The organism is Butyrivibrio sp. AE2005, assembly GCF_000686965.1.
Taxonomy (GTDB): Bacteria; Bacillota; Clostridia; order Lachnospirales; family Lachnospiraceae; genus Butyrivibrio; species Butyrivibrio hungatei_A.
The window spans coordinates 29,161-54,540 of record NZ_JMMD01000018.1 but is presented as its reverse complement, the minus strand read 5'-3'; the positions used below and the strand labels follow the sequence as shown (position 1 = coordinate 54,540).

23 protein-coding genes and 1 riboswitch are annotated in these 25,380 nt (G+C 42.6%); of the genes, 1 reads left to right on the top strand and 22 read right to left on the bottom strand.

Going from position 1 to position 25,380, the window contains the following annotated elements:
* Positions 1 to 55: 55 nt before the first annotated feature.
* The 20 genes from DL92_RS0112270 to pfkA all read right to left on the bottom strand — a co-directional run bounded on the left by DL92_RS0112270 (position 56) and on the right by pfkA (position 18,400).
* A complete protein-coding gene (locus tag DL92_RS0112270; RefSeq protein ID WP_051625326.1) occupies positions 56 to 424 on the bottom strand; it encodes a replication initiator protein A in 369 nt (122 codons plus the stop codon).
* The gene (locus DL92_RS0112265; RefSeq protein ID WP_026513578.1) at positions 421 to 1,332 is read right to left on the bottom strand and encodes a ParB/RepB/Spo0J family partition protein; all 912 of its coding nucleotides are present in this window, start codon (positions 1,330 to 1,332) and stop codon (positions 421 to 423) included. Before DL92_RS0112265 ends, DL92_RS0112270 begins: the two co-directional genes overlap by 4 nt.
* Complete coding sequence (locus DL92_RS0112260; protein WP_026513577.1) at positions 1,322 to 2,107, bottom strand: ParA family protein; 786 nt, start codon at positions 2,105 to 2,107, stop codon at positions 1,322 to 1,324. Before DL92_RS0112260 ends, DL92_RS0112265 begins: the two co-directional genes overlap by 11 nt.
* Before the next feature lies 1 nt (position 2,108).
* Positions 2,109 to 2,585 (bottom strand): DUF6462 family protein, encoded by a 477-nt coding sequence (locus DL92_RS21535; RefSeq protein WP_242845860.1) that lies wholly within the window; start codon positions 2,583 to 2,585, stop codon positions 2,109 to 2,111.
* Between the two features lie 400 nt (positions 2,586 to 2,985).
* Positions 2,986 to 4,548 carry a lysine--tRNA ligase gene (lysS, locus tag DL92_RS0112245; RefSeq protein ID WP_026667873.1) on the bottom strand — a complete coding sequence of 521 codons (1,563 nt, stop codon included), beginning with the start codon at positions 4,546 to 4,548 and terminating at the stop codon, positions 2,986 to 2,988.
* Positions 4,549 to 4,687: 139 nt separating this feature from the next.
* Positions 4,688 to 5,173 (bottom strand): transcription elongation factor GreA, encoded by a 486-nt coding sequence (greA, locus tag DL92_RS0112240; protein WP_026513575.1) that lies wholly within the window; start codon positions 5,171 to 5,173, stop codon positions 4,688 to 4,690.
* Between the two features lie 156 nt (positions 5,174 to 5,329).
* Complete coding sequence (gene dusB, locus DL92_RS0112235; RefSeq protein WP_185750445.1) at positions 5,330 to 6,307, bottom strand: tRNA dihydrouridine synthase DusB; 978 nt, start codon at positions 6,305 to 6,307, stop codon at positions 5,330 to 5,332.
* Entirely contained in the window at positions 6,307 to 6,936 is a 630-nt protein-coding gene (locus DL92_RS21530; RefSeq protein WP_242845859.1) for a DUF6145 family protein, read from the bottom strand. Before DL92_RS21530 ends, dusB begins: the two co-directional genes overlap by 1 nt.
* Before the next feature lie 21 nt (positions 6,937 to 6,957).
* A complete protein-coding gene (locus tag DL92_RS0112225; protein WP_026656101.1) occupies positions 6,958 to 7,731 on the bottom strand; it encodes a type III pantothenate kinase in 774 nt (257 codons plus the stop codon).
* Between the two features lie 19 nt (positions 7,732 to 7,750).
* Positions 7,751 to 8,569 (bottom strand): biotin--[acetyl-CoA-carboxylase] ligase, encoded by an 819-nt coding sequence (locus DL92_RS0112220; RefSeq protein ID WP_051198993.1) that lies wholly within the window; start codon positions 8,567 to 8,569, stop codon positions 7,751 to 7,753.
* Positions 8,570 to 8,571: 2 nt separating this feature from the next.
* Positions 8,572 to 9,564: an ornithine carbamoyltransferase gene (gene argF / locus DL92_RS0112215; RefSeq protein WP_026656103.1), complete on the bottom strand. Its 993-nt coding sequence runs from the start codon at positions 9,562 to 9,564 to the stop codon at positions 8,572 to 8,574.
* A gap of 95 nt (positions 9,565 to 9,659) precedes the next feature.
* On the bottom strand, positions 9,660 to 10,820 hold the full coding sequence (locus DL92_RS0112210) for a cell wall hydrolase (RefSeq protein ID WP_026656104.1): 1,161 nt from the start codon (positions 10,818 to 10,820) through the stop codon (positions 9,660 to 9,662).
* A 149-nt stretch (positions 10,821 to 10,969) separates the two neighbouring features.
* Positions 10,970 to 11,764 (bottom strand): pyrroline-5-carboxylate reductase, encoded by a 795-nt coding sequence (gene proC, locus DL92_RS0112205; RefSeq protein WP_026656106.1) that lies wholly within the window; start codon positions 11,762 to 11,764, stop codon positions 10,970 to 10,972.
* Between the two features lie 4 nt (positions 11,765 to 11,768).
* Entirely contained in the window at positions 11,769 to 12,569 is an 801-nt protein-coding gene (locus tag DL92_RS0112200) for a TrmH family RNA methyltransferase (protein WP_026667871.1), read from the bottom strand.
* 75 nt (positions 12,570 to 12,644) lie between these two features.
* On the bottom strand, positions 12,645 to 13,949 hold the full coding sequence (locus DL92_RS0112195; RefSeq protein WP_026667870.1) for a GHKL domain-containing protein: 1,305 nt from the start codon (positions 13,947 to 13,949) through the stop codon (positions 12,645 to 12,647).
* Positions 13,946 to 14,662 (bottom strand): LytR/AlgR family response regulator transcription factor, encoded by a 717-nt coding sequence (locus DL92_RS0112190; RefSeq protein ID WP_026667869.1) that lies wholly within the window; start codon positions 14,660 to 14,662, stop codon positions 13,946 to 13,948. The genes DL92_RS0112195 and DL92_RS0112190 overlap by 4 nt, the downstream gene beginning before the upstream one ends.
* Before the next feature lie 333 nt (positions 14,663 to 14,995).
* On the bottom strand, positions 14,996 to 15,811 hold the full coding sequence (gene folK, locus DL92_RS0112185; RefSeq protein WP_026656110.1) for a 2-amino-4-hydroxy-6-hydroxymethyldihydropteridine diphosphokinase: 816 nt from the start codon (positions 15,809 to 15,811) through the stop codon (positions 14,996 to 14,998).
* A gap of 20 nt (positions 15,812 to 15,831) precedes the next feature.
* A complete protein-coding gene (folP, locus tag DL92_RS0112180) occupies positions 15,832 to 16,662 on the bottom strand; it encodes a dihydropteroate synthase (RefSeq protein WP_026656111.1) in 831 nt (276 codons plus the stop codon).
* 21 nt (positions 16,663 to 16,683) lie between these two features.
* Complete coding sequence (folE, locus tag DL92_RS0112175) at positions 16,684 to 17,238, bottom strand: GTP cyclohydrolase I FolE (RefSeq protein WP_026667868.1); 555 nt, start codon at positions 17,236 to 17,238, stop codon at positions 16,684 to 16,686.
* 193 nt (positions 17,239 to 17,431) lie between these two features.
* On the bottom strand, positions 17,432 to 18,400 hold the full coding sequence (gene pfkA, locus DL92_RS0112170; protein ID WP_026656114.1) for a 6-phosphofructokinase: 969 nt from the start codon (positions 18,398 to 18,400) through the stop codon (positions 17,432 to 17,434).
* 192 nt (positions 18,401 to 18,592) lie between these two features.
* On the opposite strand from pfkA, the gene DL92_RS0112165 reads away from it, so the two are divergent.
* Positions 18,593 to 22,132, top strand: a complete 3,540-nt coding sequence (locus tag DL92_RS0112165; protein ID WP_026667867.1) for a DNA polymerase III subunit alpha — start codon at positions 18,593 to 18,595, stop codon at positions 22,130 to 22,132.
* Positions 22,133 to 22,283: 151 nt separating this feature from the next.
* Here DL92_RS0112165 and metK read toward each other — a convergent pair whose 3' ends face one another.
* Complete coding sequence (gene metK, locus DL92_RS0112160; protein ID WP_026513558.1) at positions 22,284 to 23,474, bottom strand: methionine adenosyltransferase; 1,191 nt, start codon at positions 23,472 to 23,474, stop codon at positions 22,284 to 22,286.
* A 206-nt stretch (positions 23,475 to 23,680) separates the two neighbouring features.
* A riboswitch (SAM riboswitch) is annotated at positions 23,681 to 23,801 on the bottom strand.
* Between the two features lie 148 nt (positions 23,802 to 23,949).
* A complete protein-coding gene (locus tag DL92_RS19165; RefSeq protein WP_051625324.1) occupies positions 23,950 to 25,209 on the bottom strand; it encodes a CapA family protein in 1,260 nt (419 codons plus the stop codon).
* Positions 25,210 to 25,380 lie beyond the last annotated feature (171 nt).

Sequence of the window (25,380 nt, the reverse complement as noted above, 5' to 3'; positions counted from 1 at the left end):
CTCCCTACAATTACTTTCTATTACTTTTAATTCCCTTAGTGGTGCAATATCTGCACTACCCTATCAATTGAAATCTACACATCCTATTGAAATTTTTAACGTAAATCTTACTTGGTTTTCCTTTAGTTTGAATCTTAAAAATGAGTCCTATATCTTCAAGCGCATTCATACAATCAATAACTGTATGTTTTGAATAATTGATATCTTCTTCAATCTCTCTTAGCGGATATATAATGTAAATCCTATTATCTTCATCAAACCAGTTATGCCTTCCGGCTTCTTCCATCTTTGCTAAAAGAACCGCATACAATATCTTTGCCGATGGAGATAGGGAAGAAAACTTCTCCCCTGTCAAAATCTCTTTAGGTATCTCTACAGAAGCAAATTGCTCTGATTGTGTGTTATAAAAATATTCCAACATCATTTGTTGCCCTCTCCTTCCTGTGATTCCTTCCACTGTTCCAATAAGCCTACTATTATCCTTTCTATTTCTGGCTGAGTATAGTAAGCCGGAAAGTACTTATTAAGCTTCCTCTCCGAAAACGTGATCTTCTTTCGTTTATCTGTAGAAGAACGTCCCTGAATAATGATTTCCAAAAGCTGTTCATGTGTTAATGAACTATCTTCTCGGTACTTCCTCAGATCCATTAACTGTTCCTGTTTTATCATTCCGTTTTCGCAGATATACTCATATATCCACTGCTGATAAGCATGATTGAGATATGATAATTCTACCGCCACCCCTAAAGCTAATCTTTTTACATCAACTAGATTTAGAAGATTGGGAATTAAATATGTTAGTCGTATGAACCTTTGTACTTGAGATCCACTTACTCCGGAAGCTTCTCCTACAATATCAGCCGCTTCCAACTTCCCCCCAGTCTGGGGGGAAGTTTCTCTTTTTGCTCCCTGATGCTTTATTGCATCTAATTTCATCTTGTAAGCGAATGCTCTCTCACTTGGAAGTATCTCTTCCCTCTGCATATTGGCATTGACCATTGCAATAGTCGCATCATCATTAGTCATTTCCTTTATAATTGCCGGAATCTTTCGAAGTCCTGCTCTTCTAGCCGCATGTAACCTTCTGTGACCAGAAATCATTTCATATGTCCCCTCATCATCCGGTCTTACAAGGACAGGAGTTAAAACTCCGCTTTCTTTTATGCTTTCTACAAGTTCATCCATCTTCTCATCATCGACAACCTTAAATGGATGATTTTCAAAAGGATATATTGATAAAACTTCCAAATCCACTGTACCTTCTGTACTTGGAACCCCAAGAAGTTCATCTATACTTGAAAGCTTTACTTTCTGTCCAATCCTACCTGCCATTTTCCACTACCTCCTCAATCAGATATGTATACGCCATCGCTGCTTTGCCCTTTGGATCATATACATAAAGACTACTTCCTGATGCACTTATCTCAGCTGCTCGTACCGATAAAGGTATTTCTTCTTTAAAAATTCTTATATTTGATGAATAGTTCTCGTATATCAGTGTTGTGATATCCTTTGCATAATTAGTTCTACTGTCTACCATCGTTATAAGTATTCCTTCAATCTCAAGCTTTGAATTAAGCTGCCTCTTTACTCTTCCGATTGTCTTAATGAGCTGCTGAAGACCTTTTACAGGAAGGTACGCCGCCTGAACAGGGATCAATACTGAATCTGCACAAGCCAATGCATTTATAGTCATCATTCCAAGAGATGGCATGCAATCGATGATGATATAGTCGTAAAACTCTCTTGCTTTATCCACATATTCTCTTAAAATGGTTTCTCTGCTGATAACACCTGTCAGAGTTATTTCTAAACTGGACAGATCTATATTACCCGGAAGAACATCTACATCCTCCATATGATGAATAAGCCCTTTTTTCACATCTATGGGTTCATCATTAATAATGTCTACCATCGCATCTGCAAGTGAATAATCAAGACTGTCCGGTTCACTGCAACCAAGACTTATTGTCAGAGACCCCTGTGGATCTGCATCTATCATAAGAACCTTATTTCCTTTTCTGGCCAATCCAATGCCAAGATTCACGCAAGTTACAGTCTTTCCAACTCCGCCTTTCTGATTTGCTACCGCAATAACTCTGCACATATCAATAATCCTCCTCAAATGATTCTATGAACGCATCGATCTTATCTGTATTTACAAGTACAACTCCTTTTATCCTTCTTGCTGCTTTAGCTTCCTCAACCCAAGATTCAAAGGTATGTTTTCCGACTGAATAGAGCTCAGCTCCTTCTGCTATACGAACATATTTCTTTTTACCTGAATTAACCAATTCATCGATGTTGTCTATCTTTTTTCTTTTTTTAGGCATATAATTTCCCTCACTTTTGCTTTTAAACTCGTATGGATATTTCTCTATGTATTTTTCAACGATATCCATATCTACTATTGATGTTTTTCTTAATGGAATATTTGCCCCAATCTCCTGACAGAATCGGACAAAGCCCCAATAAGCCATTCCCAAAGCTCTTGCGCCGTCTTCATATGTGACGTAATGATGCTTTCTTCCTCGGGCTTCTAAATATTTTTCTAAATCTACTGGTGGGGATTTTGATTTGTTCATCCAGTGCCTCCTTTTTGCTCCGGATGTGCAAGAAAAAGAAAATAAAAAAGGACATATATTATTCTCCGTTTCTTGGAGAACACATATGTCCTTAGAATATTTGATCATATAAGGTTTTAATATAATAATTGCCTTTTTCGCTGAAAGAATTCTTTGCAGATAACCGGTATTATCTCTTTAATTTTCAACTGTTCCTCATCAATTATCACAAAAAATAAACACTTTTTGTTTAATTAAATCAACTCCAAACAGCGAATAGAGCGGAGCTCCATTTTGGGCAATCTAGGCACCAAAGTCCATTGAAGGGTATAGAAATCCAATGAAATAGATGTACTTTTTAGTACAACATGTATCTGATTGGACCTCTTTACTCACCGATTCTTCCCTATTCCTCCATACGTCAATTCAAAGACTTAAGCGTCGGGAAGAGCAGCACGTCCCTTATGCCTGCACTGTTAGTAAGCAGCATGCAGAGACGATCTATACCGTAGCCGATACCGCCTGTAGGGGGCATACCGATCTCGAGGGCGTTTAGGAAGTCTTCGTCTGTGTGCTCAGCTTCTTCGTCGCCTGCTGCCGCATTGGCATCCTGAGCGGCGAAACGCTCGCGCTGGTCGATAGGATCGTTAAGCTCTGAGTATGCGTTGCACATCTCCCAAGTATTGATGAAGAGCTCAAAACGCTCAACCTTCTCGGGATCTGTGGGCTTCTTCTTGGTAAGAGGTGAGATTGCAAGAGGATGATCCATGATAAATGTAGGCTGGATCAGGTTCTTTTCACAATACTCCTCGAAGAAGAGGTTGATAATATCGCCCTTCTTGTGACGGTCTTCAAATTCGATACCGCGCTCTTTTGCGATAGCCTTAGCTTCTTCATCTGTTGCAACAGCGTCAAAATCAACGCCTGCGTACTTCTTGATCGCATCGTTCATGGTAAGTCTCTCGAAAGGCTTGCCCAGGTCGATGATGTTATCGCCGTAAGGAATCTGTGTTGTTCCACATACCTTCTCGGCAAGATAACGGAACATGGACTCTGTAAGTTCCATCATTCCTTCATAATCAGTATATGCCTGATAGAGTTCCATAAGTGTGAACTCAGGATTATGTCTTGTATCTGTTCCTTCATTTCTAAATACACGGCCGATCTCGAATACTCTCTCCATGCCACCTACGATAAGTCTCTTAAGGTAAAGCTCAAGAGAGATACGAAGCTTTCTCTCTTCATCAAGAGCATTGTAGTGAGTGAAGAAAGGTCTTGCCGCAGCACCGCCCGCATTCTCAACAAGCATAGGAGTCTCAACTTCCATGAAGTCTCTGCCTGCAAGGAAGTTACGGATCTCGCGAATGATCGCAGATCTCTTCTTAAATGTCTCCTTCACTTCCTCATTCATGATGAGGTCGACATATCTCTGTCTGTAACGGATTTCTGTATCTGTAAGTCCGTGGAACTTCTCAGGAAGAGGCATAAGTGACTTGGACAAAAGAACAAGCTCCTTAACATGAACAGAAAGCTCTCCTGTTCTTGTTCTGAAAGCAAAGCCCTTAACACCGATGATATCTCCGATATCAAGCTTCTTGAAATCTGCATAAGCCTCATCTCCGATATCATTTCTTGAGATGTAAAGCTGCATGCGTCCGTCTCTATCCTGAAGGTTAGCAAAAGAAGCCTTACCCATTACACGCTTACTCATCATACGACCTGCAAGTGATACGATCTTCTCTGCCGGAACATCCGAAAGAGGCACTACCACAGGTCTTCCATCTGCATCTACAGGAGCTACAAACTCAAGGGTATCGAATTTATCCCTGATGTCCTGTGTATGATGAGTCTGGTCATATTTCACAATCTGAAAAGGATCTCTTCCTGCTGCCTGAAGCTCAGAAAGCTTATCTCTTCTGACCTGACGAAGACGTCCAACGTCTTCCTGTGTGTTCTGGTTATTCTGCTGATTATTGGCTTCCAATTTTTGATTCCTCCGCATCAATCTAATATAATCTCAAAAAAGAGCCAGCGAATGTAAAAATCGCCGGCTCCAAAAAATTCACTGTTTTAAATCACCAATTCTTTGAGAGTCACGCATACACTCAAACAGGTACAGCTACTCAGTTTTCAAATCTCTCAATTCCAAGTACCTTATACTTGATAACGCCAGCCTGTGTCTCAACCGAAACAGTCTGTCCTTTTTTGGCTCCAAGGAGTGCTTTACCAACAGGTGACTCGTTAGATATTTTACCTTTAAGGCTGTTTGCCTCTGATGAACCTACGATCTTGTACTCAAGATCCTCGTTGAACTCAAGGTCGCGAATCTTTACTTTACATCCGATGCTGATCTTGTTGAGATCTACATCTTCCTCTACAACTACTTCTGCGTTTTTCAAGATTTTCTCGAGCGTCTCAATTCTTGCTTCGATATCACGCTGCTCATCTTTGGCTGCATCATACTCAGCGTTCTCTGAAAGGTCGCCCTGCTCTCTTGCTTCTTTGATCTTCTCTGCAACTTCTTTACGTTTTACAACTTTAAGCTCGTGAAGCTCGTCCTCGTATTTTTTAAGTCCTTCGTAAGTTAAAATATTCTTTTTCTCTTCCATTGTTACGTCTCCTACCCCTTCAAATATTCAGGTCTGGCGCGTTGCGCAAATTTATATCAAAAAAAATTTCAAATCAGCATTCTATATTAACTTGGATATTATACAGTCAATTATTTTCTGTGTCAATCATATAAAAATCTACCGTTAATGTAACGTCTACGAAAGCATTACCGCTTTGCATGCTTTTTTTAATGAATCCATGTCCGTCATTTGGTTAATTTCATTTCTGAATCTGGCGCTTCCAGGCATTCCGAAAGTATACCAGGATACATGTTTTCTCATTTCTCTTATCCCGATATATTCACCCTTGTATTTAAGCTGAAGATCCGCATGTCTTATGACTGTGTTATAGATTTCTTCGGCGCTTGGCCTCTCACATGCTTTGCCCGTTTCAAAAAAGCTTTTTATCTCCCTAAAGATAAAAGGATTGCCCTGAGCGGCTCTGGCTATCATAACTCCGTCGCATCCGGTCTCTTCAAACATTCTCTTTGCGCTCTCGCCATCCGTAACATCTCCGTTTCCGATAACAGGTATCCTTACCGCTTCCTTGACTTTACTGATAATATCCCAATCAGCATCTCCGGTATAATACTGCTCTCTGGTCCTTCCGTGAACGGCAATGGCCTCCGCTCCGCCTTCCTGCGCCGCAAGTGCACATTCAACGGCATTTATGCTCTTGTCGTTAAAGCCCTTTCTTATCTTAACAGTGACAGGCCTGTCAGAAACTTTCACGAGCGCCGCAACTATCTCTTCGATAAGCTCAGGCTTCTTCATAAGAGCCGATCCTTCTCCGTTACTTACAACCTTTGGAACCGGACATCCCATGTTGATATCAAGGATATCGAAAGGTCTGTCCTTTATCATTCCGTACGCTTCCTGCATCACGGCAGGTTCTGACCCAAAAAGCTGCAAAGACACGGGATGCTCATCTTTATGTATCTCTATGAGCATGTCCGTGTTCTTGTTCTTGTAAATTATAGCCTTGGCGCTCACCATCTCCATACATACAAGTCCCGCGCCCATCTCATGGCACAGGATTCTGAACGGAAGGTCCGATACTCCCGCCATAGGCCCCAATATTATGTTGTTATCAAGTGTAACGTTGCCGATCTGCAACTTACCATATCCCGGCATCAATCATCTTCCCCTAAAAGTTCGGCCGGATCTTCGTGTAACACATAAATCCTGTAATAAAGTCCGAGCGCCTCGAAAAGATCCTGTCTCTTTCTTCTCACTTCACCGACAAGAAGCCCTGCTGTGATCTCATCATAAGTGATATCCTCTTCATCTGCATTTGTCTCTATGCTGATGGTTCCATCCTTCTCAAATAGTATGGTAAATATGCCTCCGGCTTCCTGGGTAAAAAGAACACTGATAATATTGAGCTCTTTCTTTATACTCTCAGGGATCTGTCTGAAAAGAGGATTGAAGTAGTATTTAAGCTCATATGCATTCGCACCGCAAAGAACCACTCTTCCGTCCGCATTTTCTTCAAAAACACGGCCCTTATTGGTCTTATCCATCTTGTCTATGTGAAGATCTTCCTTGCCGTTATCCTCACGGAATTCTCTTTTATATTCCTTTTCAAAATCGGTCTCGCCGCGAACTTCCGCATCATTCTCTTCAGAAAAACTAGGCTTACTCTGAAGTTCCTTATTATACTCTTCCGAGAAACTCGGCTGAATCTCAACTTCCTTATATTCTTCAGCAAAGCTCGGCTCTTCACTGAACTTCTTACTAAATTTTTCAAAAAAACCTGCCATCTATACTAAAATCTCCATTTATTATTTTCTTTTGTTCTTATCATAAAGGACCTTAAGTCCTTCAAGTATAAGTATCGGGTCATATATATCAATCTCTTTGGTCTCATTGGAAATGAGTCTTCCAAGGCCTCCTGTTGCCACAACTTTCATATCGGGCATCTTGGCCTCTTTCTTCATCTCTTTAATAATGTACTTGGTCTGCCCGATCTGTCCGTAAACAAGTCCGGCCTGCATACTTGATATGGTCTCTTTTGCAAGAATACTCTTAGGCTTCGCGATCTCAATCTCGGGAAGTTTAGCCGTATCCTGCCACAGCGCCTTGGCTGATATCCCGATTCCGGGTGCAACAACTCCGGCAAAAAACTCACCTTCGGCGTTTACGGTAACATATGTCGTTGCCGTTCCAAAGTCGATTATCATAACAGGTCCGCCATAAAGTTCATACGCTCCGACAGCGCCTGCAATAAGGTCGGGTCCTATTTCCCTCGGATTATCCGTCGCGATCTTGATACCCGTCTTAATCCCCGGACCTACAATATAAGGTTTCTTACCGATATATTTCTCTATCGCATTTACAAGAGCGTGCATTGTCTTAGGCACTACGCTCGCTATCATTACGCCCTCAATATCATCCGTCGTAACTCCGTTTGAACTCAGAAGCGTCACAAGATTAATTCCAAACTCATCGGAAGTTCTGGGCATCTGTGTTGTCATTCTAAAGGAGCTCACAAGCTCATCCTGTGAAAAAACTCCGAAAGTAATGTTGGTGTTTCCCACATCAATTACCAGAATCATAGTTTCCTCCGTCTTTTTCTCATACATATCCGTAAAGTCCGCGCACCGATACCTCTCCGGCGTTTATGTTAACGACATTCCCGTCAGAAAGTCGCACTTTAAGCGCACCGTCATCTCCGATTCCCAAGGCAACCGCCTCGTACTCTCCGCGAGGGTCAAGTATCTTGACCGTTCTGTCTCTGTTTATAAGCCTGTCCTCATATTCATCTTTTAAAAGAGACAGATCATAAGTCTTCTCAAATTTCTCGTAGTTTTCTTCAAATCTCTTCATACATGCAGCGACAACGCTTGCCCTGTCAACTTTAAATCCGGTCTGAGTATAGATAGAACCTGCTATATCTTCGATCTCCTCCGGAAAAGAATTCATGTTGACGTTTATTCCTACTCCGATAACCACGTTGTTTATGGTGTTGTCGTTATTCATATGAAGTTCCGTAAGTATTCCACAAATTTTTTTACCCGCTATGACAACGTCATTGGGCCATTTAATCTGGGGATAATCCGCAAACTCTTCGTTGTCGGCAAAAAGATCCTCAACACCCTGCGCAATCGAAAGTCCCATAATAAGTGTAAGAACCGAGATCTTGTCAGGCGGCGCAGTGGGTCTTACAATAAGGCTCATTGCGATATTGCTTCCGCCGGGAGTCTCCCAGTTTCTTCCTCTTGAACCTCTTCCACTCGTCTGAACATCCGCGACAACAAGTGTACCATGAGGTGCATCTTCTTCTCCGAGCATCTTGGCATCGTCATTTGTAGATTCCGTAGTTTCCTTAAAAATAAGGTTACGGGCAGCCCACTTGGTACCGAGCTGCCCCCTTATATTTTCTGCATTTAGCATTATCAATTTCCTTTTATTGTTGCCAGCATCACAGCCTTTATAGTGTGCATGCGGTTCTCAGCCTCATCAAACACTATAGACCTTTCTGACTCAAACACTTCATCCGTAACTTCCATCTCATCAAGGCCGAATTTCTCTTTGATCTCCATTCCGATTCCTGTATTGAGATCGTGGAATGAAGGCAGGCAGTGCATGAATACGCTCTTCTCTCCCGCATTCTTCATGATATCCATGTTTACCTGATAAGGACGAAGGTCTTTTATCCTCTCCTCCCAGATACTGTCGGGTTCACCCATTGAAACCCATATATCCGTATAAACAATATCAGCACCCTTTGTTCCCTCCATAGGGTCTTCGCTGAAGTTTATAGAAGCGCCTGACTGTGCGGCAATTTCTTTACATGTGTTTACAAGTTCCTCTGAAGGGAAATATTTCTTATTAGATACAACGGTAAAATCAAGACCGAGCTTAGCGCATACGACCATAAGCGAATTACCTGTGTTGTATCTTGCATCACCCATGTATGCAAGGTGAAGTCCCTTAAGTTTGCCAAAGTGTTCCTTAATGGTCAACATATCTGCAAGCATCTGTGTGGGATGGAACTCGTTTGTAAGTCCGTTCCATACGGGAACTTTACTGTACTTGGCAAGAGCTTCAACTTTCTCCTGCTCAAAGCCTCTGTACTCGATTCCGTCGTACATACTTGCAAGAACTCGTGCAGTATCGGCAATACTCTCTTTTTTACCGATCTGAGAGTCTGTGGGATTAAGAAATGTAGATCCCATTCCAAGATCCGAAGCTGCAACTTCAAAAGAGCATCTGGTACGCGTACTTGTCTTCTCAAAGATAAGAGCAATATTCTTTCCCTTAAGTTCATCGTGAAGAATACCCTCTTTTTTCTTTCTCTTGAGCTCTGCGGCGAGGTCGATCAGGTACTCAATCTCCTCAGCAGTGTAATCAAGAAGTTTCAAAAAATCGCGTCCCTTTAAATTCATGTCATGCTCCTCCGTTCAAAATAATTATGCACTATTATTACACTCTGTCTCTATATTGTAAATAAGGGATTGCATTTCTGCAATCCCTCATAATATCACCAAAATACATGCTCACCGATGACAATTCCTTCTCGTCCGTTGACTCTTCTGAAGTGAAGAGCGGATCCTACTGTTGTTTCACCGTTAAGCGCTGCCTGGGCAGCCTGATAATTCATATCATAAATTTTATCGCTGTCGTAAACCTTTGCAACCGTTCCGTTAAGTGCCGGTGTGAACTGTCCTGAAGCATAAATAACATTATAGATGCTGTTAGGATAAGCTCCACTCTTAACTCGGTTCATAACAACCGCTCCGACCGCAACTCGGCCGTCATATGGCTGATTACCGGCTTCACACTGGATAAGTGCTGCAAGAAGTTTAAGTTCGTCAGCACTTGCATCTACAGCGCCTCTGTTTTCTCGAAGAGACGGCTCCTTGGCTGCCTGTCTGCCCTTCTTGTCAATCTCACGCATCTTGATCGCTGCCATTGACTTACCTTGGTCGATCTTAAAGTCTGTGCTTACATACTCGGCCTGAACGAAACCTTTATGGTCGTTGTAATCAACAGCGATCCAGCCGTTGCCCATATCTTCGAGCATGTCTACAAAAGACTTCTCACCAAGCACACCGATAACCTTTGCGTCATCAGAGTCACTCGATCTTACTTTAAGTGCACTACTGTTATTGGTTACGATCTGCTTTCCAACTTCGGATGCAAGTTTTTCCGCGTCTTCGTCGAACAAAAGACTGTCATCCTTTGCCCATCCGATAACATCACCGGAACTGATCTTAGTCCATCCGTCTTTTCTTTCTAAAATTTTTCCGCCGCAATCCTTGTAAAGAACACCAACCTTGTTGCTATCTTCATTTGACGCGCTGTCAGGCGATGCCAGAATGTACATAGCCTCTGCTCCTTTAGACATTACAAGCTTGCTTTCTTCACTGCTCGTGCTTGAAGACGATGCGCTCATAGCTACGGAGGATTTGTTGCTATTTCCAAGTACTCTTGCTTCCGTTGAAGTTTTATCAACACCAAGAGGCGTTACCGGACTGACAATATCGGATATTCCTGCCGAGAGATCCGCACATGGTTTGGCTTTGAGCGAACTTCTCTTAGCCTCTGCTGTTATTCCTTGAGAGATGAAAAGTACAATGATCAAAGCCCAGGTAAATAGCAGCTTCGAAACCTCCAAGAATAACTTCATAACTCTATTCATTGCTTTCGTTTCCTATAAATTCCTACTAAATAATATTACATTTATGTTTCGACTTGTTAACGTTAGCAAAACACTGTAGTAGAGATATTAGCAAATATATCTTTTTTTGTCAAATTTTATACTTTTTCAAGACTGCAAATGCAGATATTTCAAAGGCTTCTGCTCTTTTCGATGCAGGCGGTTACCGCATTCATGACTGTACCCCTGAATCCGTTTTCTTCAAGAACATGAACTGCATCAATTGTTGTTCCGGCAGGTGAGCATACCATGTCTTTTAATTCACCGGGATGCTTTCCTGTCTCAAGAACCATCTTGGCACTTCCAAGAACCGACTGGGCAGCGAACTCATATGCCTGTTTTCTGGGCATTCCACCCTCTACAGCGGCATCTGCCATTGCTTCTATGAACATAAATACGTAAGCCGGTGAAGAACCGCTTACTCCTACAACTACATCCATGAGAGACTCAGGAACCGTGTAGGCTTTTCCAAAGCTTCCGAGAAGCTCTTTTACGAAGCTGTAATTATCGTCATCCACAAGATCGTTTCTGCAAACCGCCGAGCATCCCTCAAGTACGAGAGCCGGTGTGTTTGGCATAACTCTTACAATCTTTACCTGCTTCTCAAATTCGTTCTGAAGCCAGCTTATTGTCTTTCCTGCGGCAATGCTTACGATCACCTTGCTGTCGTCAACGCTGTCCATGATATCTGCGATAACAACCTTTAAATACTGAGGCTTAACGGCAAGAATTATGATGTCAGCCTCCTTTGCCACGGCCGCATTTGAACTGCGTGTCTGAATCCCGTATTTTTCGGAAACTTTAGCGCATGTCTCTTCGGTTGCCGCAGTTCCTATGATCTCATCAGGTCCCATAAGTCCTTTGGCAATAATCCCGCCGATCATCGCCTTTGCCATGTTTCCAAGTCCTATAAATCCAATTGTCATTTCTTCATTTCCTCCTCTGTCTGGATGCTTCAAATGTAAGTATAGCCGCCGAAGTCGCAGCATTCATCGATTCAACCTGCCCTTTCATCGGTATCAGCACATACTCTGATGCCGCATCCGCTGTCTCCTTGGACAATCCGTTTCCTTCATTTCCTATGAGAAAAGCCGTAGGCTTCGTATAATCAAATTTGTCATAGTTCTTTTTTCCCTTAAGATGCGCAGCATAGGTCTTTATCCCTCTATCCGAGAGCTTTTCCACATAAGAAGCGATGTTATCCACATACATAAAGGGCATTCTGAATATAGATCCCATGGTTGAGCGAATTACCTTGGGATTATAAACGTCGGCAGAGCCCTTACTCAGTATAACCCCCGTTACACCCGCGCCCTCCGACGATCTAAGCATGGTCCCCAGATTTCCGGGATCCTGAATATTCTCAAGTATGAGTAAAAGAGGTTTCTCATTCCCCATCTCTTTGTAACCTTCGAGTACCTCTTCCTCCGAGTAATGATACATACTTACTACCGCCAAAACCCCTTGCGGTGTACGCGTATCAGCCATTTTCTTCATAACTTCGGCCGTTACCGTTTCAGCTCCGTATCTCCAAAGGATTTCTTTGTCATCCTCCGAAGCCTCATCAAGAAATTTTTCTGTTACATACGCCTCTCTTACCTGAAGAACAGGCGCTTCTCTCAGCATCTTCATGCCTTCTATGACAAATACGTTTTCCTCTTTTCTGGCCTTACTTTTTTGTATATAGCTTACAACTTTACGCACACGTTCGTTGTTTACACTCTTGATCATATATACCTCTTTTGGTCACCGATTTCACGCGATAATTTAGCGACGTGTATAATTATTATACCACATTAAAAGAGTTTATATCACGATTGTCACTATATAGCGCGAGTCAGCAATGCGCGCTTCGTAGATTCCATCATGTTTTTTGACAACATCCTTGATATTCTGGATGCCAAAGCCGTGATTTTCCTTATCTTTCTTGGTCGTAAAACGGCCATCCTTCTCGCCGGGAATCTTTTCAATAAGTGTATTGTTACTTATAAGAATGCCCGCTTTGTCGCCTACACTCTTGACCTCGATACTCACTTCACGTTTGTCCTCGTCAAGAGCTTTCGATGCCTCAATTGCATTCTGAAGAACGTTGTAAAAAATAGTGCAAAAATCAAAATCCTGAACATCTTCCCTGTTCCTGAGGACACCTTCATACTCAAATTTAATTTTTGCTTCTTCCATGTGCTTTGCAAGCTCGTTTATGACCGCATCCACAGCCTTATTTCCCGTATAGCTCTTTATTGCGGAACAATCAAGCTTAGCATCGATAGACTTAAGATAATCAAGTATCTTTTCATTTTTGCTGTCTGATGCAAGCTCTGAAAGCGCCATTACATGAGCTTTCATATCATGTCTGAACTTTCTGATCTCGGTGTAATCATTTAAAAGCCCTTCAAAATAGTCAGCCTGACTCTTAACAACATACTGATACCTTAGCTCACGTTCTTTCATGCCGAGATTCTTTTTTACAATATAGCTCTGCCAAAGCATGACTCCGATAAAAAGAAACAGCACAAGCATCAGTGAAATGCACATCCTGACGTACTCTCCGGAAGAAAGATTTCTTCCCGCACTCATCCTCTCAAGTGGCGGAATGATCAAAACAAGTCCCAAAAAGCACACAAATATCACTCCCCACTGAGCAGTCCTGAATGAATAATCCAGTCGCTTTCGGATCAGTACGTTTACCACGCCGTGATAAATAATGATTATCAAAATGGTACAAACTTTTGCATTTATTGTCTCCCAGGCTATCTTTTTAAACAGAATCTCCTGTCCAAATCCTATGGTAGACGCAAATATTTTGATAAGTTCCGTAAGCGAATCCATTATTATCCATGCAAGAACAATATATAATGCCCCTTTAAGCCTGTTCCCCTTCTGAAGCAGAAAAACAAACAGCAACATAAAGACATTCGGAATAATACAACAATCATCCGATCCGCCGGTCAGCCAATAGAAAAGGCCGTCAACTGCAGAAGCAGTCACGATAAGCGCAATAACAGCATACTTTCTGCGTGTTATACGTATATCAAACACATATAACAGACAAAAGTAATATTTAAGCATATCCAATATACAATAAACTACTGCAATCACGCACCCATTCATTTTTTCAGCTCACCCAACAGATAATCATTGTATCCTTTTCTTACTTTTTCTCTATAACTCCTACCGATTCTTATTGCAGAACCGTCTTTAAAGCATACCGTTTCCCCGGTAATGTTCTTTATATGGTTAAGATTTACGATATATGACCTGTGAACCCTCAAAAAGGGCATTCCACCAAGTTTTTTTTCACATTCTTTTAAAGTACAAGTTATTATCTTTTCGTTGTTTCCAAGATATAATATCGCATAATTCGAGTCTGACTTAACATAGACAATATCTGACTTTTTATAAAATATTGAACCGTTATAATTTGGAAAATCTATAAAAGAATCGTTTTTCTTGCGTTCATAAGCCTGATCGAGACATTTACATATCTTTTTTTCATCAACAGGTTTTTGAAGAAATCCCCTCGTTTTGTAACCAAAAGAATCCCAAACCGCTTCAGAATGAGCGGAAACAAAGACAATGCTATGGATATTCTGCATCTCTTCGGCCTTATGCATGACCCTAAGTCCGTCAATGCCCTCCATCTCAACGTCAAGAAAAAGCAAATCAATGTGACTGTCGTGCTCATTTATCACTTCTTCGCCCGAATAATAAGAAAAAATCTCGCAGGCGATACCGTTGTCGGCAAAATGCTTTTCGCATATTTCCATGATCTTGCGATGACATTTCGGGTCGTCGTCGCATATACCAACACTTAAATTCACCATATTGCCACCCCCCAATCCACTTGAGAAAGCTCATTGATATAATATTAACATATCGTGAATGGCCTAACAACGTGCATATCTGCAATTTTTGACCACCGGTTTTTATGTCATTTACACAAAAAATATGTCATTTACTAACTTATTCTTTTCTTTTTTTCGACAATATTATACTCTATTTCATATGGAATTGAAATTTTGGGGAAAGGAAAGAGGTTTACGACGACCACAATGATGTATTTAATGGATATCTGGGATTGGCTCAGCGGACGTTGATCCACCCAACACAAAAACAATGGAGCGCCTGCAAGAGTATTCTTACAGGCGCTCCATTGTTTATGCTTGCACTTCTCTGAGCATCTGCCCAACCGTCTTATGTAATACGGGATGAACAAGCTGTTCATTTATCTCGGCAAGCGGCTTTAATACAAATTGTCTGTTCTGCATATCTATATGCGGAATCGTAAGTCTTTCATTTTTCATTACCAGATGGTCGTACATGATTATATCAAGATCCAAAGTCCTCGGTCCCCAGTGTACATCCCTGACTCTTCCGAATTGTCTTTCAACATCATGTAACTTATCAAGGAGTTCATCGGGAGTGTAAAGAGTTCTTATCTCAAGCGCTCCGTTCAAAAAATCATCCTGATTTTCATATCCGTAAGGCTTTGTAGTTATGAACTCCGATTTCTTGCCAACCCTTATAAGCGAATCTTTCGAAAGCTCCTCCAGCGCTCCTTTTATGTTTTTCTCTTTGTCACCCATGTTTGAACCAACCGACAGATATGCCGTATGCCAGCCTCTTGAAATATTGACGGACACGTAGCTGAGCGGCAATCCTATAGGTGCCCATGGCTTCTTTACTTCTATATCAACCTTTTCCAAAAGCGGAAAACTTAACAGTATCTCCTCAGCAAGCTCCTCGCTTACGGTTTCTATTAAGTTATAGGTATTTCCTTTAACATAATCATATATGAGATGGCAAACTTCATTATAATCTACAGAAAACTCCATTGTATCGCACATTCCGGCTCTTCTCGTATCCAAATACAGATTTGCCGATATGAGAAATTTCTGCCCAAGAGCATTTTCTTCTCTCAAAAGTCCGTGATTTCCAAAAATTTCGAGATCAACAATCTTAATGCAATCCATATTTCCCCCTCCTGTTCGTTTCATCCACAAATACTATCGGCAACAGCAAGTGCTCGCTTGTTTGCCAATACATCATGCACTCTGAAAATCTTGCCTCCAAATTCTCTTCCAAGCACATTAAGTGCTATCGTTCCCTCTTTTCTCTGATCCACTTCAAGTCCTGTGATATTGCCGATGAGCGACTTATTCGATATTCCAAGCAACACGGGATAGCCAAGTTTCTTAAGCTGACTTATAAGTGATATGCACCACATATTTTCTTCAAAGTTCTTGGCAAATCCAACTCCGGGGTCGAGGATGATATTCCAATCATAAATGCCGTTATCAGTGGCTATTTTTATCCTCTTTTCCATGTCCTCAATTATTTCCCGTTCAAAAGAAAATCTGTCCATGCTTATGATCCTGTCTGCTTTGTTATGCATGATACAGACCGGAATCTCCGCGGCTGCAACGACCTGTGCCATTCGATGCTCAGTATCTTCGTAATAATCAAGCCCCCAGATGTCATTGATCATATCCGCACCGCTTTCTATAACCGCTTCCGCAACTTCCCACTTATAAGTATCAACAGAAACGGGTACATCGAACCGCTCTTTTATAGCTTTGATCACCGGATTAATTCTTGCTATTTCGTCCCAACATGATATCTTCGTGTAACCGGGACGCGTTGATTCACCTCCTACATCAATTATGTCTGCACCGTCCCTTATCATCTTTTCCGTCTGAAAGAGTGCGCTGTCTACGTCTAAGTACTTTCCTCCGTCAGAAAAAGAATCGGGTGTAACGTTCAAAATTCCCATGATAAGTGATCTGTCTGAATCTAGATCGAAAAATTTTTTCCCTATCTTCATCTCTTCTCACCGCCCTTGTTTTTAACTGATTAGTTTAAAAAAAGTCTCTCTTAAATTCTGATCGTTCTCAAAACAGCCCCTTGATGCGATAGTCACGGTTTTACTTCCGCTTTTCTTTATACCGCGCATAGAGACACACATGTGCTCAGCTTCGACAAGAACCATAACGCCCTTGGTCTTAAGATTTTTTGCAATGGCATCCGCAATCTGGCCGGTCATTTGCTCCTGAATCTGAAGTCTTCTTGCAAATACCTCGACCGTCCTTGCCAGCTTACTGATACCGACAACTTCATCTACCGGAACATAAGCGATATGCACCTTACCGAAGAATGGCAGAAGATGGTGCTCGCACAATGAATAAAATTGAATGTCTTTCTCAAGGATCATTCCGCTTTCTGTAACAGGAAATGTCTTTGATAGATGCCTCTCAGCGCAGTCTCCGTAACCCGAAAGAATCTCCTCGTACATTCTTGCCACTCTTTCGGGCGTTTCGATAAGTCCCGGTCTAGTGGCATCTTCCCCCATTCCTTCAAGCAGAAGCTGAACTGCCTGCTCAATCTTTTCCTTGTTGATCATCTCTCCACCCACATAATTTTTTATATGTAACCATCAACAAGGCTATTACAATACGCTTTTGCGGTCAATCACTATCGAGTAAACAACAGATTTTTTTCGTGAGCGAAGTGTTTGTTACTTTTTTGCATACAAGAAACCCCTTACCGAATTAACCGGCAAGGGGTAAAATTTAAATTTTCATTTTGTTTTTTAATCAAAGAATACGAGCGATCTCGTACATGTACTCGTTGATATTCTTCTTCATAGCAAGAGCTTCATCGATATCATAGTCAACAAACTGACCGTTTCTGTATCCTACTACTCTGTTTGTCTTGCCTGCTGCAAGGATATCTGCTGCGTAACATCCCATCATAGAAGCATAAACACGGTCCTTACATGTAGGACTTCCACCTCTCTGCATGTATCCAAGGATAGTTGCTCTTGTCTCAAGACCTGTAGCTGCCTCGATACGACGAGCCATTGATGTTGAATGTCCGATACCCTCGGCATTTACGATGATGTGGTGTGTCTTACCTTTTTTACGATTGTCGATGATGTTGTCGATAATGCGCTGCTCATTGTAATCATATTTCTCAGGAAGAAGTATGTCATCCGCACCGTTGGCAATCGAGCACCAAAGAGCGATATATCCGGCATGACGTCCCATAACCTCAACAACGCTGACTCTTTCGTGAGATGATGATGTATCTCTGATCTTATCTATAGCACTCATAGCGGTATTGATAGCTGTATCAAAACCTATTGTGTAATCTGTACATGAAATATCAAGGTCGATTGTTCCGGGGATACCTACCGTGTTGATGCCCTGCTGTGAAAGCTTCTGAGCTCCGCGGTAAGATCCGTCACCGCCGATAACGACTATGCCATCAATGCCGTGCTTACGGCAGATCTCTGCGCCCTTAGCCTGACCTTCGGGAGTTGTGAATTCCATACAACGAGCTGTACCAAGGATAGTTCCTCCGCGCTGAATGATATCAGACACGCTTCTTCTGTCCATATCCTCGATCTCTTCATTAAGTAGTCCCATGTAACCCTTCTTGATTCCCTTTACCTTGAGACCGTTCGCAAGTGACTTACGTACAACCGCTCTGATAGCTGCGTTCATACCCGGTGCATCGCCGCCACTGGTAAGTACACCGATTGTTTTGATCTGCTTTGCCATAATTATTTCCTCGATTCTATAGATTAAAACCCTTAAAAATGTCAAACGCTCACATTTGACAATTTATTGACATACTCTTTTCATAATATTAGAGCAATTTTTTTTAAAATGCAATGATTGACGGAGCGTTTTCATAAAAAATTTCATTTCATATGATATAATTTTTTCATCTGAAAAACAGGGAGTATTTATATGGCTTTTTCGCATCTTCACGTCCATACGGAGTACAGTCTTTTGGACGGTTCCAATAAAATAAAAGAATATGTCAAGCGCCTGAAAGACCTTGGCATGACTTCGGGTGCAATCACCGATCACGGTGTCATGTATGGCGTCATCGATTTCTACAAAGCGTGCAAGGAGGCCGGAATCAATCCCATCCTTGGATGTGAAGTTTATGTTGCCCCCGGATCAAGGTTTGAAAAGGAAACAGGCAGCATGGACGAGCGCTATTACCACCTCGTTCTTCTTGCCGAGAACAATACAGGCTATGCCAATCTGTCACACATCGTAAGCCGCGGTTTTACTGAAGGTTACTACTACAAGCCACGAGTTGATATGGAACTTCTGGAGCAGTACCACGAAGGACTCATCTGTCTCAGCGCCTGTCTTGCGGGTGAGATCCCAAGGAACATCATTAAGGGCACTCCCGCCAAGGCAAAAGAGGCTGCTTTAAGGCTTGATAGCATATTCGGACACGGTAACTTTTTCTTAGAGCTTCAGGATCACGGCATTCCCGCTCAGAGAACAGTTAACAGTGCGCTTCTTTCTCTTTCTCAGGAGCTTGACATTCCGCTTGTTGCCACAAACGACTGCCACTACACTTATGCAGACGATGCGGAGGCACACGACCTCCTTCTTTGCATCCAGACGGGCAAAAAAGTTTCCGACGAAGACCGTATGCGCTATGAAGGGGGGCAGTACTACGTAAAGAGTGAAGAAGAGATGAGAGCTCTTTTCCCATATGCGCAGCAGGCAATTGACAACACTGCCAAGATTGCAGAAAGATGTAACGTCGAGATTGAGTTCGGCGTGACAAAACTCCCTCATTTCGAGGTTCCTGAAGGCTATGATTCATGGACATATCTCAATAAGCTCTGTCTCGACGGGCTTAACGAGAGATATCCCAATGATGACGGCACTCTTAAAAAGAAACTCGACTACGAGCTCGGTGTCATTAAAAGAATGGGCTACGTCGATTACTTCCTTATTGTATGGGACTACATCAACTATTGTCGCGAGAACGGCATCGCAGTCGGTCCCGGAAGAGGTTCTGCCGCAGGAAGTATCGTGTCATATTGCATGCACATAACAAATATCGATCCAATCAAGTACGATCTGCTCTTTGAGCGTTTCCTCAACCCGGAACGTGTATCCATGCCCGATATAGACGTGGATTTCGAGTACGAAAGAAGACAGGACGTTATTGACTACGTTACCGAGAAATACGGTGCCGACAAAGTCGTACAGATCATAACCTTCGGTACGCTCGCCGCAAAGGGTGTAATAAGAGACGTTGCCAGAGTAATGGATCTTCCCTACAGCTACGGCGATCAGATTTCCAAGATGATTCCGAACGAGCTCAACATGACTCTAAGCAGAGCTCTTGAGATGAATCCTGAGCTTCGCACCAGATACGAGACTGACGAAACGGTTCACAAGCTGATCGACATGTGTAAAAAACTCGAGGGACTTCCGAGACACACTTCTATCCATGCAGCCGGTGTCGTTATCTGCCAGGCTCCCGCTGAAGACCTTGTTCCTCTGTCGCGCTCAGCAGAAGGTAACATAACCACTCAGTTCACGATGACAACCATTGAGGAACTTGGACTTCTTAAGATGGACTTTTTGGGGCTTCGCACACTTACCGTTATCAAGGACGCTGTCCGCTTTGCAAATGCATCCATCGGCGCAAAGAAAGGTGATGCGAATTTCATTGACATAGACAAGATTGATTACAACGATCCCGCGGTTCTTGCTCTTATAGGAAGTGGCAAGTGTGACGGTATATTCCAGCTTGAATCGGGCGGTATGCAGGCTTTCATGAAGGAGCTCAAGCCTAAATCACTGGAAGACATCATAGCGGGTATCTCACTATATCGTCCGGGCCCGATGGACTTCATTCCCAAGTACATCTCAGGTAAGAACGACGCAGGCTCCATCAGCTATCTCACACCGGAACTCGAGCCGATACTTAAGCCAACCTACGGCTGTATCGTTTATCAGGAGCAGGTTATGCAGATAGTTCAGCAACTCGGCGGCTATACTCTCGGCCGTGCCGACCTTGTTCGTCGTGCCATGAGTAAAAAGAAACAGCACGTAATGGAGGTTGAAAGAGCAAACTTCGTAAACGGAAATCCCGAAGAGAACGTTCCGGGATGTGCTTCAAAAGGCGTTGCTCCCGAGATAGCCAACGCAATCTACGACTCCATGATGGACTTTGCAAAGTATGCTTTTAACAAGTCACACGCTGCATGCTACGCGGTTGTTGCGCTCCAGACGGCATGGCTTAAATGCTACTATCCCGTTGAATTCATGGCAGCTCTTATGACTTCCGTCATAGACAATCCGAGCAAGGTTTCAGGCTACATCATGAGCTGCAGAAACATGAACATTACGCTCCTTCCCCCCGATATCAATGAAGGATTTGAAGGATTCTCCGTTACGGAGATCAACTTGGAAGAAAGCGATACTTCCCTTCCCGGCGCTGTCGCTGCAACGACTCCCGGCAAGAAGAAAGCTATCCACTACGCTCTTACCGCAATTAAAGGTGTCGGCTATCCGGCTATCGCCGCTATTGTAAAAGAGCGCTCAATCCGCGGAAAGTTCAAGGATATTAACGACTTCCTCTCCCGCATGCAGGGTAAGGACACTGATGTAAACAAACGAGCTATCGAAAACTTTATAAAAGCCGGTGCGCTTGACTGTTTCCCCGGAACCAGAAAGCAGCTTATGACAGTCTACGCTCAGATCATGGACCGCCTGCATAACAATGGAAGAAACTCCATGGCAGGACAGATGACTCTTTTCGACATCGTAAGCGAAGATGATAAGAAGCAATACGAGATTCCCCTTCCCGATGTAGGCGAATTTCCCCGGGAACTTCTCCTTGAATTCGAGAAAGATGTCCTTGGAATATATATTTCAGGCCATCCTCTTGATGACTATGTCGGAATGTGGAAAAAGAGAATTTCAAATACCACTGCGGATTTCTACCTCGACGATGAGACGGGCGAGCCCGCGGTAAAAGACAATGAGAAAGCCATTATAGGTGGTATCATAAGCGATAAGAAGATTAAATATACAAAGAATGACCAGATCATGGCTTTCCTTACAGTTGAAGATCTTGTCGGAAGCATCGAAGTAATCGTATTCCCCAAGACATATGAAGCTAACGCGCCAAGGCTTGACGCTGATGCCAAAGTCTTTATAGAAGGCCGCGTTTCAGTCGAAGATGACCGCGACGCCAAACTTATCGCATCAAAGATCACGCTATTTGACGAGATTCCAAGGACTGTGTGGCTTCGTTTCGACAATAAGGATGCCTATTCGGAAAAAGATGCTGAACTCAAGCGAATAATCGCCGATTCGGACGGACGCGATGAGATTGCCATCTACCTCAAGGACACCAAGCAGATTAAGAAACTTGGACGCTCCGCTACAATCAAGGCGGACAAAGTGATGATCGAGCGCTTAGAAGAGCTCGCGGGAAAAAATAATGTTCAGGTAGTATAAGAAATTAAGGGAATGCCGATTTCAGCATTCCCTTTTTACGTCTTTTCCCATAACTCTTCCCTTAAATACAAAAGGAGCCAAGACAGCTGTCTCAAAAACTCAACTGCTGTCTCAACCCCTTTATTAGAAAAATAATAAATTCTCTTCTAAATTACTGTACTGCTGCCTTAAGCTCATCAACCTTGTTTGTCTGCTCCCAAGGAAGATTGAGGTCATTACGTCCGAAGTGTCCATAAGCTGCTGTCTGCTTGTAGATAGGACGACGAAGGTCAAGCATCTTGATGATTCCTGCAGGACGAAGATCGAATACTTTACGAACTGCCTCTGTAAGCTTCTCATCTGAAACCTTACCTGTTCCGAATGTATCTACAAGGATTGATGTAGGCTGTGCTACACCGATAGCATATGAAAGCTGGATCTCTGCTCTGTCTGCAAGTCCTGCTGCAACGATGTTCTTTGCAACGTATCTTGCTGCATAAGCTGCTGAACGGTCAACCTTTGTGCAGTCTTTTCCTGAGAATGCACCGCCGCCGTGACGAGCTGCTCCGCCGTATGTGTCAACGATGATCTTACGTCCTGTAAGTCCTGCGTCACCCTGAGGTCCGCCGATTACGAAACGTCCTGTAGGATTGATGTAGATCTTTGTATTGTCATCAACCATCTTAGGATCAACGATAGCGTCGATAACCTGCTTTCTGATGTCCTCGTGGATCTGCTCCTGTGTAACCTTCTCATCATGCTGAGTTGAGATTACGATAGCTTCGAGACGGATAGGCTTTCCGTTCTCATCATACTCTACAGAAACCTGGCTCTTACCGTCTGCTCTGAGGTAAGGAAGAGTTCCGTTCTTTCTTACTTCTGTAAGCTTCTTTGTAAGCTTGTGAGCAAGACTTACTGCGTAAGGCATGTACTCTTCTGTCTCGTTTGTAGCATATCCGAACATCATACCCTGATCGCCGGCACCGATTGCTTCGATCTGCTCATCTGTCATCTGGTTCTCTCTAGCCTCAAGAGCCTTATCAACACCCATGGCGATGTCTGCCGACTGCTGATCGAGAGCTACGAATACAGCACAAGTATTTCCGTCGAAGCCCTTAGCTGAGTCATCATAACCGATCTCTTTGATTGTCTCTCTTGCGATCTTAGCATAATCAACGTTAGCCTTTGTTGTGATCTCACCTGTAATAAGTACGAAACCTGTGCAAGTAGCTGTCTCGCAAGCAACACGGCTCATAGGATCCTCTGCCATGCAAGCATCAAGGATCGCGTCTGAGATGTTATCGCAGATTTTATCGGGATGTCCCTCTGTTACTGATTCTGATGTGAAAATAAATTTGTCCATTCTGTTTCCTTTCCTGCGCCTATAGCGCCAATCAAAATTTATTAGAATTTCGCTCGCGAAATTCTCGCGCGAGGCGCGGATGCCTTAGCATCATCTACATATCGCGCCGATGCGCATCCTCGCGGAGCGTTTTTCATGGTGAAACCATGAAAAAACCGCTTGTTTTGCGTGCACAAACAAGCGGAACTGAATAACTGTCTCAGATCCTCTTATTGCTCGTCGTCCGTTAAAACGGAAATGCACGCTCAGGTTGGCACCTTCCTGAATAAATCAAGGGGTTGCCGTGGCTTCACAGGTCCTATGTACCTCCACCACTCTGAATAAGAGAACGTCTTATAAAAATTTAAAACGAACCCATCACTATAATAGATTCGTTTATGATAATACATTATTAGTTTTATAAAAGCAATAGTCCAATTGATAATTGTTATCTAAACTTCATAAACTATTTGTCTTTTTCTCCAATTTTACACTATCATTCCCAACTCTCTCCCCAGATTCTGTTACACAGATCAATACAATATTGCCTAGAAAAAGAGCTGTCATTTAATCTTATCTCATTTTCATTTACCAAGTCTTCCGAATACTCTGAAAGCGGATAAACAGTAACACCATGTTCTTCGCTGTGATTATGACATACGAGTGCCCTGACCGAGTTATCTTTGATGATAACTTCACCGTCAGGATTTCGCGTAAGAGTAACCTTCGCCATCCCTCCAACGCTTCTGTCCGCTACACCCGATCCTGTTGAAGACGTCCAGCTTACAAAATTCCCGATCGAATAGTATACGAGCATATCTCCGCCACCGTGGTTGTTAGTTATTTCTGCATTTTCGTCTTCTATCATTTCAATAGGTTCGATCACATGCGGATGTGCTCCTATAACAAGATCTGCACCGTTTTCTCTGAATAACTCAGTCCATTTCTTCTGATATTTATCAACACCATGATTGTATTCGGTTCCCCAATGCGGGCAAACAACCGTAAAATCAGCATTTTCTTCCGCATTCTTAAGGTCTTTTACCACCTTTTCCTCATCAAGCATATCAATGGCATGTGGCATATCTTTTGGAAAAGATATCCCATTTGTCCCATATGTGTAATTAAGAAATGCAATTTTAATTCCATTTTTTTCGATTATATCTATATCTTCGTAATCTCTTTCCGTTCTATTTATTCCAAGAACACTTATCTGCGGATAGCGTTGTTTCCAAAATTCATAACAATTTACAACTCCGCTTTTACCTTTATCAAGCGCATGATTTGTTGCGTGACAAACCACATCAAAACCTGTTTCCACAAGTGCATCGCCCACTTCATATGGCGCATTAAATTCAGGATAACCGGATATCCCAAGTTCTTGTCCACCGATAATGACTTCCTGATTAACTATGGCAATATCTGCCTTTTCTATCTCAGGCTTCATATTCTCGAATATAAATTTATAATTGTAATTACCGTCTGAATCTTTCGCGACTTGCTCAATCCGATCATGAAGAAGAATGTCACCCGCCATTACCAAAGTGACATCTGAAGAACTCTGTGGCTTTTCTGCTTCCGAAGCATACTGTGAAGGTGTAACATACCCACCGAATACCTCCGTTACCGGCGCTGAATCTACTTCGGGAATATCCGCCCCAGATGCCTCCGACCTTCCTTCATCCTCTCGAAGGCCGCATCCACCTATGTACAATATGCATATTATCGAAATAATAAAAGATGTCTGTCTTTTCATACTTATATACCGATAAAAGCAATCACTATTCTACAAACACCATAAAACGACAATTTGTCATAATCCCCAGATTAAAGAAATGAGGGTACTTCTTTCAATTAAGATAAAGGGATGATGCATAATCTCCCCATCCATATCGCCAGATTCATGTTCTGACTTTTGGAAAAAAGC

Excerpts from the sequence above, each read along its gene's own strand:
- DL92_RS0112270 (WP_051625326.1), bottom strand. The coding sequence starts at position 424 with ATGATGTTGGAATATTTTTATAACACACAATCAGAGCAATTTGCTTCT.
- DL92_RS0112265 (WP_026513578.1), bottom strand. The coding sequence starts at position 1,332 with ATGGCAGGTAGGATTGGACAGAAAGTAAAGCTTTCAAGTATAGATGAA.
- DL92_RS0112260 (WP_026513577.1), bottom strand. The coding sequence starts at position 2,107 with ATGTGCAGAGTTATTGCGGTAGCAAATCAGAAAGGCGGAGTTGGAAAG.
- DL92_RS21535 (WP_242845860.1), bottom strand. The coding sequence starts at position 2,585 with ATGAACAAATCAAAATCCCCACCAGTAGATTTAGAAAAATATTTAGAA.
- greA (WP_026513575.1), bottom strand. The coding sequence starts at position 5,173 with ATGGAAGAGAAAAAGAATATTTTAACTTACGAAGGACTTAAAAAATAC.
- dusB (WP_185750445.1), bottom strand. The coding sequence starts at position 6,307 with ATGCCGGGATATGGTAAGTTGCAGATCGGCAACGTTACACTTGATAAC.
- DL92_RS21530 (WP_242845859.1), bottom strand. The coding sequence starts at position 6,936 with ATGGCAGGTTTTTTTGAAAAATTTAGTAAGAAGTTCAGTGAAGAGCCG.
- DL92_RS0112225 (WP_026656101.1), bottom strand. The coding sequence starts at position 7,731 with ATGATTCTGGTAATTGATGTGGGAAACACCAACATTACTTTCGGAGTT.
- DL92_RS0112220 (WP_051198993.1), bottom strand. The coding sequence starts at position 8,569 with ATGCTAAATGCAGAAAATATAAGGGGGCAGCTCGGTACCAAGTGGGCT.
- argF (WP_026656103.1), bottom strand. The coding sequence starts at position 9,564 with ATGAATTTAAAGGGACGCGATTTTTTGAAACTTCTTGATTACACTGCT.
- DL92_RS0112210 (WP_026656104.1), bottom strand. The coding sequence starts at position 10,820 with ATGAATAGAGTTATGAAGTTATTCTTGGAGGTTTCGAAGCTGCTATTT.
- proC (WP_026656106.1), bottom strand. The coding sequence starts at position 11,764 with ATGACAATTGGATTTATAGGACTTGGAAACATGGCAAAGGCGATGATC.
- DL92_RS0112200 (WP_026667871.1), bottom strand. The coding sequence starts at position 12,569 with ATGATCAAGAGTGTAAACAACGAACGTGTGCGTAAAGTTGTAAGCTAT.
- DL92_RS0112195 (WP_026667870.1), bottom strand. The coding sequence starts at position 13,949 with ATGAATGGGTGCGTGATTGCAGTAGTTTATTGTATATTGGATATGCTT.
- DL92_RS0112190 (WP_026667869.1), bottom strand. The coding sequence starts at position 14,662 with ATGGTGAATTTAAGTGTTGGTATATGCGACGACGACCCGAAATGTCAT.
- folK (WP_026656110.1), bottom strand. The coding sequence starts at position 15,811 with ATGGATTGCATTAAGATTGTTGATCTCGAAATTTTTGGAAATCACGGA.
- folP (WP_026656111.1), bottom strand. The coding sequence starts at position 16,662 with ATGAAGATAGGGAAAAAATTTTTCGATCTAGATTCAGACAGATCACTT.
- folE (WP_026667868.1), bottom strand. The coding sequence starts at position 17,238 with ATGATCAACAAGGAAAAGATTGAGCAGGCAGTTCAGCTTCTGCTTGAA.
- pfkA (WP_026656114.1), bottom strand. The coding sequence starts at position 18,400 with ATGGCAAAGCAGATCAAAACAATCGGTGTACTTACCAGTGGCGGCGAT.
- DL92_RS0112165 (WP_026667867.1), top strand. The coding sequence starts at position 18,593 with ATGGCTTTTTCGCATCTTCACGTCCATACGGAGTACAGTCTTTTGGAC.
- metK (WP_026513558.1), bottom strand. The coding sequence starts at position 23,474 with ATGGACAAATTTATTTTCACATCAGAATCAGTAACAGAGGGACATCCC.
- DL92_RS19165 (WP_051625324.1), bottom strand. The coding sequence starts at position 25,209 with ATGAAAAGACAGACATCTTTTATTATTTCGATAATATGCATATTGTAC.